The sequence below is a fragment of the Peptostreptococcus anaerobius VPI 4330 = DSM 2949 genome, assembly GCF_000381525.1.
Classification (GTDB): domain Bacteria; phylum Bacillota; class Clostridia; order Peptostreptococcales; family Peptostreptococcaceae; genus Peptostreptococcus; species Peptostreptococcus anaerobius.
The window spans coordinates 33,793-45,735 of sequence record NZ_KB906617.1 but is presented as its reverse complement, the minus strand read 5'-3'; the positions used below and the strand labels follow the sequence as shown (position 1 = coordinate 45,735).

At 30.8% G+C, this 11,943-nt stretch carries 12 protein-coding genes and 3 pseudogenes; all 15 read right to left on the bottom strand.

Annotated features, from left to right (window positions below; all coding sequences use genetic code 11):
- The coding region (locus tag F823_RS0105290) for a helix-turn-helix domain-containing protein (protein ID WP_019595460.1) at positions 1-197 on the bottom strand (197 nt) is incomplete at its 3' end.
- Between the two features lie 189 nt (positions 198-386).
- Positions 387-677 (bottom strand): DUF3847 domain-containing protein, encoded by a 291-nt coding sequence (locus tag F823_RS0105285; protein ID WP_019595459.1) that lies wholly within the window; start codon positions 675-677, stop codon positions 387-389.
- 103 nt (positions 678-780) lie between these two features.
- Complete coding sequence (locus F823_RS0105280) at positions 781-1,398, bottom strand: SAP domain-containing protein (protein WP_002846212.1); 618 nt, start codon at positions 1,396-1,398, stop codon at positions 781-783.
- A 216-nt stretch (positions 1,399-1,614) separates the two neighbouring features.
- Positions 1,615-1,794, bottom strand: a complete 180-nt coding sequence (locus F823_RS0105275) for a hypothetical protein (protein ID WP_002846213.1) — start codon at positions 1,792-1,794, stop codon at positions 1,615-1,617.
- A complete protein-coding gene (locus F823_RS11250; RefSeq protein WP_002846215.1) occupies positions 1,795-1,926 on the bottom strand; it encodes a hypothetical protein in 132 nt (43 codons plus the stop codon).
- 153 nt (positions 1,927-2,079) lie between these two features.
- Positions 2,080-2,415: pseudogene (locus tag F823_RS0105265) on the bottom strand (23S rRNA (uracil(1939)-C(5))-methyltransferase RlmD); the annotation flags it as partial.
- A gap of 60 nt (positions 2,416-2,475) precedes the next feature.
- Positions 2,476-2,955: a Csac_0668 family 2Fe-2S cluster-binding (seleno)protein gene (locus F823_RS0105260; protein WP_000700631.1), complete on the bottom strand. Its 480-nt coding sequence runs from the start codon at positions 2,953-2,955 to the stop codon at positions 2,476-2,478.
- Between the two features lie 398 nt (positions 2,956-3,353).
- A pseudogene (locus F823_RS11330) lies at positions 3,354-4,302 on the bottom strand (IS3 family transposase); the annotation flags it as partial.
- A 357-nt stretch (positions 4,303-4,659) separates the two neighbouring features.
- On the bottom strand, positions 4,660-4,950 hold the full coding sequence (locus F823_RS0105255) for a hypothetical protein (RefSeq protein ID WP_002846220.1): 291 nt from the start codon (positions 4,948-4,950) through the stop codon (positions 4,660-4,662).
- The gene (locus tag F823_RS0105250) at positions 4,898-6,730 is read right to left on the bottom strand and encodes a recombinase family protein (RefSeq protein WP_002846221.1); all 1,833 of its coding nucleotides are present in this window, start codon (positions 6,728-6,730) and stop codon (positions 4,898-4,900) included. Before F823_RS0105250 ends, F823_RS0105255 begins: the two co-directional genes overlap by 53 nt.
- 61 nt (positions 6,731-6,791) lie before the next feature.
- Positions 6,792-6,938, bottom strand: a complete 147-nt coding sequence (locus tag F823_RS11040; protein ID WP_001058404.1) for a hypothetical protein — start codon at positions 6,936-6,938, stop codon at positions 6,792-6,794.
- 460 nt (positions 6,939-7,398) lie between these two features.
- Positions 7,399-7,809, bottom strand: coding sequence for a sigma-70 RNA polymerase sigma factor region 4 domain-containing protein (locus F823_RS0105240; protein WP_025194990.1), 411 nt, complete (start codon positions 7,807-7,809; stop codon positions 7,399-7,401).
- Positions 7,810-8,124: 315 nt separating this feature from the next.
- Positions 8,125-8,357: pseudogene (locus F823_RS0105230) on the bottom strand (MATE family efflux transporter); the annotation flags it as partial.
- Between the two features lie 107 nt (positions 8,358-8,464).
- Complete coding sequence (locus F823_RS0105225) at positions 8,465-10,186, bottom strand: ABC transporter ATP-binding protein (RefSeq protein WP_000837544.1); 1,722 nt, start codon at positions 10,184-10,186, stop codon at positions 8,465-8,467.
- On the bottom strand, positions 10,164-11,933 hold the full coding sequence (locus tag F823_RS0105220; RefSeq protein ID WP_000382836.1) for an ABC transporter ATP-binding protein: 1,770 nt from the start codon (positions 11,931-11,933) through the stop codon (positions 10,164-10,166). The genes F823_RS0105225 and F823_RS0105220 overlap by 23 nt, the downstream gene beginning before the upstream one ends.
- Between the last annotated feature and the right edge of the window lie 10 nt (positions 11,934-11,943).

Here is an 11,943-nt window from a genome sequence, read left to right as displayed (position 1 = left end):
ACCTTGTGTCCATTTTTTATTTGTTCCACCCTACCACCTTTAAGCTCATTGTAAATAGTGGTTCTTGACCTTTTTAGGTGCCTGGCAATAGAAGATATTGAGCAACCTAATTTGATCATGGCATAAATTTCTCCTCTTTCATACTCACTTAGGTGTTTAAAGTTTCTCTTTTTTGTGTTAAAATTAAGTCGATTCATTGTGGACCTCCTGTATGTATTTGTGTTGTGACTTATATTTTAACACAGGATTCGCAATGAATCATTTTTTATTTAGTTGTACAAATTGATTATACAATCAACCAAATATTTTAATATTATTATACCTAAAATATTTTTTCTTAATATTATTTCATAATCTTATAATCAGACTGTTCATATTTATTTTTCTTAATTTTCTCTCATTATTTTTAATGTTTCTTTAAATTCTTTTGTATTGGTTGCTTCTTCTAGTAGGATTTTTATTTCTTCCTCTGTTAATTCTTCTGCATTTTCTATAAGGCTTTCTAAGATTGCTCCTCTTGTTATGAGTCTATGAGTTCTTTCTTTTCTTCTTTTCACTATGTCTTGTTTTAATATCTTTTGTTCTTGATTTTTTAGTTGCCTTAATCTTTCTTCTGTATCATCAATTTTATCTTTTATTTCTTTTGATTCTTGTCTTATTTGTTCTAATTTTTTCATAGATAACTCCTTTTTTGCAATAAAAAAGACGATAGAGTTTTTAACTTCTATCGCCTAACATCTATCTGTATTAATTTTTTTCATTCAAAAAAATAGTTTCTGTTTACTTGTGATAGTCTTCTATTTTATCCTCATATTTTTTTATAAGTTCTCGTGAATAAACTTTTTTGTTTTTTGAATCTCTGGCTTCTTTCCAAAGAATTGCAGCTACTTGTATTTTATTAGAGTAGTTACGACTAATTTCGTCTGCACAAAAATCCTTTAAAAATTGATTCCATTGACAAACCGAATTATCATACTTAGCATAATCTGATTTTCCATAATAAACTTTGAGCATATCTTGAATTGTAAAACTCAAATCATTTTGTCTTTTCACTTTTCTCCAAGCCGTTGCCATATCTGCGGTAAATTTGAAAGGCAAAACACCTGTTACAACAGAAAAATATTCTCTGAATTTTGAATTAAAGGAAAATCCACACTCAAGTAAAGGCATATCTAAAGTAATATAATCAACTTGTTTCTTTATGTTTTTTATTGATGACTTTTTAATCACATCACCCTTAAAGTACTGCTCAATAATATAAGTGAGTTCTTGTTTTGTACCTCTATATTCTAATCCTAATAACTTGCATATCTGTGAAAGTTCTTCACGATACCAATAGTATTTATTAAACTCATCAAACGATGTGATTTTATCAAACTTAGGTCTACTTTCTATCATTGTTTTATCCTTTCGAAAAGATCTAAATATATGAATAGGCTACTCCAATTTATCTATTTCATTATTTTCATAACACCTGAACATGACTTGCTTCTTCACAATTAAGTGATTCATTCAAATCTTTAAAATACAGTTTTTGTTGGTTTCTTAAATATATTCCTACAAAAGGTTTAAATATAGATATTATACCAAAAATATTTTTATCCTAACGTTAATTCATAATCTTGTAATCAAACTGTTCCTATTTATTTTTATTTTATCTCTGTTTTTCAAAAACTCTTCTACATCAAACAAGTTTTTCTTATCATAATCTTCCAACAACTTGTAATTCTTATGATTTGTAATATCGAATTTATCAAATAAGAAAGGTCTTACTCCACAAGCAAGTTCAAGCACCTACATATCTTTATTCAAATGAGGACTAAGATATTCACAAACTTTTTCATAAATCTCTTTATCTTTTTTCATAAAAGGGGAATACAACTTAGCAAATTTATCCCAAAATTTTTTGTTGATTTTATCAATCATTTCAACGCTCCTTTAAATATAAAAATGATCCTATCAATCTTTATATTGAGCCTATTTTCTAATTGATACCTTGCAAGAAAGGAATAATAGCTGTTCCTATACCAAGTAGGAATGTAATAAATGCAGAAAGTCATATGCTGTCATTCTTTTCTATTAAATCATTTTGAAGTGTCTCAAAGCATCCATGATGGCTTCTTCTTTTTCAGGTGTACACTGTGGAATAATTTGTTTCTCCTTTTTAGACTTGTTGTAATGTTCTCGTAATTCTATTCCACATTTCTTTTTTATCTGTGCAATATATAACGTCGAAACTTTTAATTCAAATTTATTCCAAACATATTCTTTGATTTGAGCATATGTTGCCTTACTTTCAGCACTTGTCAAATCAAGCTCATCCAGCTCAATTTCAATATTTATATGCTTATCGACATCAAGTTTGGACAAAAGCGCTACTGTCTCAACCCCTATGGTTATGGGGAACATATCCACGCTCGTAGATGGAAACATATCAAAGATTGGCTCTCGTTTGTAGGAACATATCGACTGTAATTATTTCATTTTCAAGCCTTTATCGATAGCTTCCTGAATAATCTTATGACAACAAACTCCCAACGGATTGTTTTCTTTACAATTAGAATTTTTCATTGCCCCAGTGATGGCATTTACTTCTTTTACGGATTTCGCGCCATGCTTTACAACTGCTTCAATTACCTGATTTTCTGTGACTTCGCTACAATAACAAGCATACTTAGGATCTGCATCTTTCTTAAACCAGATAGGAACTCTAACTTGGTCTTTCAAGAATTTTATTTCATTATCTAAGTTATAGTAAACAACGTCGCAGTCCTCGTTCATGCAAATCTTATATTGATCTCCGTTAACAGCATTACGATAATCATCTACCACTAGATGTTCAACAGTTACTTTACTAACGGAAATCCCTTCATTATTACATACAGGACAATTGTCTTTAATTTGATCCGGCTTTTCTGTTTTGCATCCACAACAACATTCATTATTAATCTTCATATTCTTAGCCTCCATATTTTCATTATAATTTCTTTTTTAAACTAGGTAAAACCAATTTCATATACTTGTCATTTATTAATAGCGTCAAACATTTTAGCTGGTGTTAATTTACTTAGCTCCCTGTTGTCAGCCAACGCACGTGTAGCTTTTTTGTGTATAAACACATCAGCGTCATGTTACCCATTGCTCGGCATTCTTCTAATGAACCCAAATACATGGAATGGCAACCATTTTTTAGACAATTTATAACCGAACATTATCAAGCTTGAAAGTTTCTTTAGATTATAAAATATATTCTCAGACAATCAAGGGTAAAGGCTTCGCCCAAATTTCGTTGAAATTTGCCCTTGACAGTCTGTTCATATATTTTATTTAATTTATGAAACTTCCAGAGCTTTTTATTCTGCTTTTCTATATTCTACTGGTGTTTTATATCCTAAAGATCCATGAATTCTTAGGTTATTATACCAATATACGTATTCTGCTAATTTTAGATTAAGTTCTTGGAAATTAGTAAAGTTCTCCTGATATATGAATTCTGTCTTCATTACTTTATTGACTGCTTCGCTTACTCCGTTATCATATGGGCTTCCTTTTTTACTTAGCGATCTTTTTATCCCAAATACCTTTAATATTTCTTCTATTTTTATATTTTTAAATTCTCTTCCTCTGTCTGTGTGAAATATTTTTATACGATTTAGTGGCTGCCTTATTGAGTAAAATGCTTCTGCTACTAGATTTGCATCTTTGTTTTTACCTGATGAGTATCCTATTATTTCACGGCTGTTTAAGTCTATTATTAAACATATATAATTCCATGTTTTTCCTACTCTTACATATGTTAGGTCGCTTACTATTGCTTCTAAATAGTCTCTATTGTCAAATTATCTATTTAAAAGGTTAGGGATGTCTTCTTCGTTGCATTTGGATCTTATTACTTTATATTGTGCTACTGTATAGTTTGAGACTAGGCCATTTTTCTTCATTATTCGTCCTATTTTTCTTCTCGATATTTTATATCCAATTTTCCCTAGTTTTTTTTTATTTTGCGTGTTCCGTAGTTGTTTCTACTTCTTCTGAATATTTCTTTTATTTCTTCTATTAGTTTTTCATCTTCATCTAATTTCACATCTTTTTCTTTGTTCAAATGATAATAGACTAAACTTCTTGTGACCCCAAGTAGTCTACACATTGCACTAATGCTATATTTATCTCGGTTCGAGATAATGAGGTCTATTTTTTGCCTAACAGTAGTGCAGCTTGCTTTAAAATATCATTCTCCATTTCAACCTGTTTCAATTTTTTACGAAGTCTGATTATCTCTTTTTGTTTCGCATCCACATTATCAAAATGGTTACTCTAAGCAGCACACCAACTATTTAATTTTTGAGTTTTAAACTTTGGTAGAAGTCTTGAACTCTTTATATTTACATAACTATTTGCCTCTATCACTATTATGACACGAAACCCCGCACAATGATCTAAAATTTTCAATTCTAACAAGTCTTTTTCAGTATTTTTAACTTCATAAAAACCTCTTTGGCAATAATGCCTAATTCTTCTTTAGTTGTTAAAATTTTTTATTTTACCATCATCGTTCCCCTGATTTTCAATTAATCTTCTTAGGTTATATAAGAAGTACATATCTTTTTAATCTTAAAGTTTTTAAGTCTTAATTTTTAAATTTTCAATCTTAGATATTATTTAAATCATTCCAAAATGCTCTAAAGCATCTTCGATTGCTTTTTCTTTTTCTTCTGGGCAATTTGGCACTCTTTGATTTTCTTTCTTACTAAAATTATAATTTTCTCTCTCTATTAGACCATGTTTCCTTTTTATTTGTGCAATATATAGGCTTGAAACTTTTAGTCCGTATTTATCTAACACATACTTTTTAATTTCTCCATAAGTTGCGTCTTTTGAAAAGTCAATTTCAGATAATTCATCTTCCCCTATTTCTATATCTAAATGATGTTCTGTATTTAGTTTGGACAACAGAGCTACTGTCTCTACATGTGTTGTCCATATGATAGGAACACAAATTATTAACCTCGTCGCTTGATTGAGGATACAATTTGTTGTCAGTTTCCTCATTAACTTCCTTTGCATTTTTTCTTCTACTCTTAAATAACCTTCCGTCCTGAGAGTCTTTTTTACCAGTCTTATATATGATAGTAATCATTGCAGGATCAATTTCTCCTTCATCGTTAGTTCCCCCAATGATGATTTTATCTACTATACTTTCAAATACAGCTCTATCAAATTTCTCAAGGTATTTATTGGACTCAAGTATTTTTTTAAATCCCTCAAGCCTTTTCTTCAATGCTTTTTCATCGGTAAGTGTTACCTCTAAAGTCCTCTTTTCTGCAAGTAGTTTCTCTTTACTAATAGCTATTTCATTATACTTGTCCTGATATATATCCATGCTGATTGACTCATTCAGCCTTAACTCAACAAGATCCTTCTCTTTTTTTAGTACCTTATCAAGTTGATTTGTAATCTTCTTCAGATCTTTAGCTAAACTGTTGTCTTTCAATTCTTCTTCCACAGTTTTAAGGAATTCATTGGTAATTTCCACATTATTATGGCATACCTGACGGTAGCTTTCCATAAATGCTTTTTCAATAGCTTCTTCCTCAATTCCTTTGCTATGCGGACAATACTTCTTTCCGTTTTTAGTAGCATTGACACACTGCCATATAACTTTTGTATATTCTGAACTTGAATGCCAATTTCTTCTTGAAAGATTATGACCGCAAAATCCACATTCAAGCATACTGCTAAAAGCATATTTTCTTGAATACTTTTCTCTTTTACCACCATTATTGGCAACAGTATTTCTGTTTTTTGACCTTCTCAATCTAATACCTTGAGCTTTTTCAAAAACTTCTTCTGAAATGATTGGCTCGTGATGGTTTTCTATATAAAACTTATCCTGTTCTCCATAATTGTCCAATCTTCTCTTTGAAATAGGATCAACCGTATAGGTCTTTCCCATCATAAGATCCCCTTTATATTTTTCGTTTTTTATGATTCCTAAAACAGTTGTTTCAGTCCATCTTTTATTTCCTCTTGGCGATAAATATCCTTGTTCTTCCAGTTCTCTGGAAATTACCATACCGCCAACACCTTCAATGTATCTTCTGAAAATATATCTTACAATCTCAGCTTCTTTTTCATTGATAGAAATGCTTTTAGTTTCCGGATCATAGTCATAGCCTAAACACCCTTGAAAGCCGACCATTTCTCCTCTTTCCATCTTCATTCTCAAACCTTTTTTGACATTGGCTGAAATGTTCTCTACTTCCTGTTGAGCAACTGAACTTAAAATTGTTAAAAGCAACTCACCGTCCATTGTTAAGGTGTTTATGTTTTCTTCTTCAAAAAAGACTGCAACATTAAATTCTTTCAGCTTTCTTACATACTTCAAGGTATCTAATGTATTTCTCGCAAATCTTGATATAGACTTTGTAATTATCATATCTATATCGCCATTTATACAGTCATTTATCAACCTTTGAAAGTCAATTCTTCGATCAACCTGTGTTCCTGTTATCGCTTCGTCAGCATATATTCCGGCAAGAGTCCACTCGTTATTCTTCTGTATAAATTCTGTGTAGTGTTCTACCTGAGAATTATATCTGTTAATCTGATCTTCGGTATCCGTACTAACTCTGCAATAAGCTGCCACTCTCTTTATAGAGCGTTCAACACAGCCTGATGCAGTTCTTTTTAGTGTGGTATCACCTTTAATAACTTTTACATCTTTCTTCACTGCATCCGCCTCCTTTTTTGTATCTTTCTATGCAGTCTTATTATACCACACTTGCAAAACATTATAAATATAATTCTGTTGAAATGTTGTACTTTTTCATCAGTTTTAACTTTATCTTCCTGTATTCAATATCATTTAGTAAATGTTTGGACAGCAAGATAGATAGCATAGATAATTGGAGGCTATATTTTAGTAATTCGTTATTCATTCTAAACCCTCCTCGTTAAAAATCATTTTTAAGTTTTATGACATTGGTAGGTGCTTGGCAGCAACATAGGAATCTCACCTCCGCCCCTTATTAAGACGAGCCGGCTTAAACTATTGAAGTATCATTATCACTACTTGTATCACCGAACAGATTGCCACCTCTGTTTTTTATGTATTCTTATTTATCGCTCACTTTCTTGTATCCTTGGCTAACCCAGTATTCATAGAACCGAAATTGCTTTCAGCAGAAAGATCATGGCGTAAGTCATAATTCTCCACAAGTAGATAAAGTCCTACCTTGGTCTATTCAGTTGTCAAAGATCAATATTTGAAAGGGATTATTTTCTTTACATTTTCCTATTTGCCATAAGCAGGCTTCTCTCTTATTGAATAAAGTAAAGGAGGTCAAACTCCCCTTCACTTTACATAAGGAAAATTTGACCCCTTTGGTTACCGAAGTTCTAAAGTTCTTCGATGAATTTTTTCAGCTTTTCAAGAATTTTGTTTCTTCTTTTGATTAAAGCCGGATGAGTAATACTTTTGAGCTTTGCCACTGAGCGAACCGTTTCATCATTGAAATACAAGCGTTCAATAATATCTCTTTCTTCTGCATTGAGCCTTGATATAGCATTTCTGACTGCTTCAATCATCATCTGTGTTTCAACAATCTTTTCTACATCTACACTTTCATCAACAATATTATCTACAAAGTGTCCATCGTGATCCAATGATGAAAAAAAGAGCAAGTGGTTTTTTCTGTCCACCTGCTCTAAATACTTCTCGTGTTCTCTTTCTCGCCAGTAGACTTTGTATATCTGCTCGCTGACTTTGACCTTTTGCCCTCTGACATAAAGGTAATATTCTTTTGGCATATATGCTTCCTCCATTTCTTTTTTTGTCTGCTTGTTTTCAGGCAAAAAAAGGAGGACTCCTGCACATAGGCATAAGAAGTCCTCTAAAACGGAAGAAACTTGATCTTCCTTTAATTCTATTTAATTGGTTAGTTAAATGTTTAAGAAAGCATAAAAGTATTAAGAATGTAGGAAAAAGGAGTGTTTATTATATCTTGCTCTGTTTTCAATGAATATAAAATAGCATTCATTATTCTTCCTCCATTACTTATAGCTAAAATATATTTTTAACAATGCCTTTCTGAAACAATTTCATTGCAAAATTAAGCAAAGTTTTTAGGATTTTAACTTTTCTTGTCCCATTTTATTCAACTCCCAATCATCATAAGTATTCCAACAACAATCATAATGAAATCTACAAGTGGTTGTGTGAACCATACTGCTTTTATTTCAAATACCATTAGCAAAAAGATCATTGCAGGAACAAATAAGAACAACTGTCTAAGCATAACAATAGTTCCGGCTTTCTTTCCATTTCCGATTGATTGGAAGAATGTAATCGTCATAACTGCTGGAATAGATAGCTGAAATAGTAAATCTATAGGTTTTTTGTTAGTAATTGAGTTTTTATATCCTGTTCCATAAATTATTATCCTCTAATTATTTTTTAACTATATTAATATTCATACTCACTTGCTAATTGAGAACACTGCACCAAAGTTCTATACATTGCTGAATTTTTCAATAAATACTTATGTTCTCCAATACTTTCTACTTTACCATTTTCTATAACTACAATTTTATTTGCATTTTCAATAGATTTCATCCTGTGTGAAACAATAATAACTGTTTTATTCTTTATTAAACGATCTAATCCAGCTTGTATTTTTACTTCATTTTCTATATCCAAACTCGCAGAGATTTCATCCAATAATATTATTGGAGCATCTTTAACAAGAGCCCTTGCAATAGAAATTCTTTGTCTTTCTCCTCCTGACAATTTACTTCCATTTTCACCTATTTTTGTGTTATATTTATCTGCAAATTTATCGGCAATCTCATCCACATTTGCAATTTTTCCAGCTCTCAACACATCTTCGGTAGTAGCATTCGGATTACCACATTTAATATTTTCAAAAATTGTATCATCAAATAACTCAACATCTTGAAAAACGATTGAAATATTCTCAAACAAACTATTTGTAGATATTTTAGAAATATCTTTTCCACCAATCAATATCTGTCCACTGCTGTGGTCATACAATCTTGAAAGTAATTTTAGAATAGTAGATTTTCCACACCCTGATGGTCCTACTATTGCAGTAATCTCTCCTTGATTTGCCTTAAAAGACAAATCACTGATAACATTCCTTCCATTTTCATAAGCAAAACTAACATCCTTAAATTCAACATTAAATGTTTGAATAGCTACATTTTCTCCTTGTTGCAAAGGAGTTTTCCTTATTGCTGAAACTGACTTAAAACTACTTTGAAAGTTCATTATCATCAAAAGACCGTCCAATATGCCAGTAAAACCACTAGCAACTTTTGTGGCACAAATTATATATCCAATATAGAAAATCAGTTTTATTTGATTTGTTAAATACATTTGAAATCCGAAAATAATAACCAGTGCTATCGAAAATTGCGGCAAAATAGACAATAAACTTGATGGTACAGTTGTAAATAACTCTGTTCTTATTTGTATTCTTTCGCTATCTTTTAATTTATCCTGTACATCTTTTCTTACTACATCTTGCATATTATACGACTTAATCTCTTGTTGCATTTCAAAAGAATCTTGAAACGCTTGCGAATTTTCTCTTAATTTTTCATAATACTTTTTGTTAATTCTATATTGAATATTTTTAGACTGATAAAGTATGAGTAGAGCTATAATTACAGGCAATATAATACACAAGCCTAATGGTAGAGAACTAATCAAAAGGCTTAAACTTAAAATAACGAAATAAGCCATCCACCCATAAGAAGCACATATAGCATGAGATAAAGCCTGTTCAATTTTTGATACATCAGTCATCACTGTTTGTGACAAATCAGTTAAATCATGTGTTGAAAAATAAGATAATGGTAGCTTTTTTATTATTTCAACAAGTTCTATTCTTAAATTTTTGCTCTCCTTAAATGTCGTAGAATATGATTTTATGTACTGCTTATTCGTAACATAATACATTACAACAAAAATTATCATGATTCCGATGAAATAAGCCCATTCTGACAAATATCTTGAATTACTTGTGTTCATGAGAAAAAATAGTATAAGCATTATAGGCAGCATATATACTATGTTCTTCCAAAATGAAGCTATTGAAGCTCGAATTAAATCCTTTGAGCTACCTTCAGTTATTCCATATTTATCCATTAACTTTGACTTCATTTGACACCACCCAATCATTTGCTCTTAAGTACATATCCATGAAAAAATTGTATTTAGAGCTCTTATTCTCTAATAAAACTTTGCTACTGCCTCTTTCTACAATTTCTCCATTTTCCACAACGATAATTTCATCAATGTTTTTAATTGCTGACAACCTGTGAGCAATCATTATTACAGTTTTATTTTTTATTAGTTTGGAAAAAGCTATTTGAAGTTCATATTCATTTTCCGGATCGGCTGCTGCGCTTGCCTCGTCAAGTATGATAATAGGCGAATTCTTTAAAATAGCTCTTGCAATTACAATTCTTTGAGTTTCTCCTCCAGAAAGGTAAACCCCTTTTGAACCAATCACCGTATTTTCCCTTAATTCAAATTTATCTAAAATATCATTGCACCTTGCTTCTTCAAGAGCTTTCATAACTTCGTTGTAAGTTGCTTTCGGATTTCCAATCCTCACATTTTCGTAAATACTCATTTTGAATAATTTTGCATTCTGAAAAACAAATGCAATGCTTCTTGCTATCGCCTCTCTTGAATAGTCCTTAATATCTCGACTACCAATTTTTATTTTCCCTGAATCAATTTCATAAAATCCAGAAATGAGTTTAGCAATAGTAGATTTTCCGCTGCCGGAAGAACCAATAAGCGCATAACTTTTCCCTGAATCTAATTTGAACGATAAATCTTTTAATACATAGTTACTTCCTTCTTCATACTTGAACGATACATTTTCAAATTCAATATCAAAATTGTCTATTTCATTTAAAAATTTACTTTCCAATTTTTTAACTTGCATTTTGTTGAAAATATCTTCCAGCTTATCTATAGAGTTTTTTGCCTTTGCTTTATTTTGTCCCAGAAACATTACTTTGTTAAAAGCGATATAGAATAATTCTGTAAAAGCGGCGAAAAATACCATATAAGAAATAATTTTACCTGTGCTTGTATTCATGTTCAGCAAATATAAGCCATAAGGTATCATGATCATGCACAATCCCATAAAAAACGAATCATAAAAGACTTTCCATTTTCTACATGAAAGGGAATAGGCGTATCCTAATTCAGAAGAATTTATAATTGTTTTGTGTAGTGATTGGAATTTTTCTATTCCTATATTAAATATTTTAACAACTTTAATTCCTCGTATATATTCAACAATTTCGGAACTCATATTTTCATTGGAATCCATATAATTTTGGAGGAAATTCTGATTCCCGAACATTTTTATAATTAGAAATATGCCGATAATTAGTGATCCAACCATCACTATTCCAAGCTTTATGCTTACCAAAAAGCTTACAATTAGTAGAATTATAGGATAAACAACAGCGTTCACCATATCTGGTTGCATGTGAGCAAGTATAGAATGTGTCTCTGATGCATTGTCATCAATAATTTGCCTAGTCTTTCCTGATGGATTGGTATCAAAAAATGAAAAAGACGCATCCAAAAGGTTATTTAAACCTTCAATTTTCAAGTTTCTTTCAACCCTAAAAGCAAATATATGACTGCAATACAAACTTAAAAAATAAACTACAGTTTGTAAAACCATGAACATAAAAATCCATAATGCATATTTATTTGCACTTTCAATATTTTTAATTACTAAAAGCTCATTCAAAAATTTCCATAAATACAGATATGGAATCACTGAAAGAATAGTCGCTATTGCTGATAAAATCATCGAAACATAGGAATAACCTCGTTTTTCAGGTGCATACTTATATAATCTTCTTAAAACATCCAAAATTTATACA

Excerpts from the sequence above, each read along its gene's own strand:
- F823_RS0105285 (WP_019595459.1), bottom strand. The coding sequence starts at position 677 with ATGAAAAAATTAGAACAAATAAGACAAGAATCAAAAGAAATAAAAGAT.
- F823_RS11040 (WP_001058404.1), bottom strand. The coding sequence starts at position 6,938 with ATGAATAACGAATTACTAAAATATAGCCTCCAATTATCTATGCTATCT.
- F823_RS0105280 (WP_002846212.1), bottom strand. The coding sequence starts at position 1,398 with ATGATAGAAAGTAGACCTAAGTTTGATAAAATCACATCGTTTGATGAG.
- F823_RS0105240 (WP_025194990.1), bottom strand. The coding sequence starts at position 7,809 with ATGCCAAAAGAATATTACCTTTATGTCAGAGGGCAAAAGGTCAAAGTC.
- F823_RS0105260 (WP_000700631.1), bottom strand. The coding sequence starts at position 2,955 with ATGAAGATTAATAATGAATGTTGTTGTGGATGCAAAACAGAAAAGCCG.
- F823_RS0105225 (WP_000837544.1), bottom strand. The coding sequence starts at position 10,186 with ATGAAGTCAAAGTTAATGGATAAATATGGAATAACTGAAGGTAGCTCA.
- F823_RS11250 (WP_002846215.1), bottom strand. The coding sequence starts at position 1,926 with ATGATTGATAAAATCAACAAAAAATTTTGGGATAAATTTGCTAAGTTG.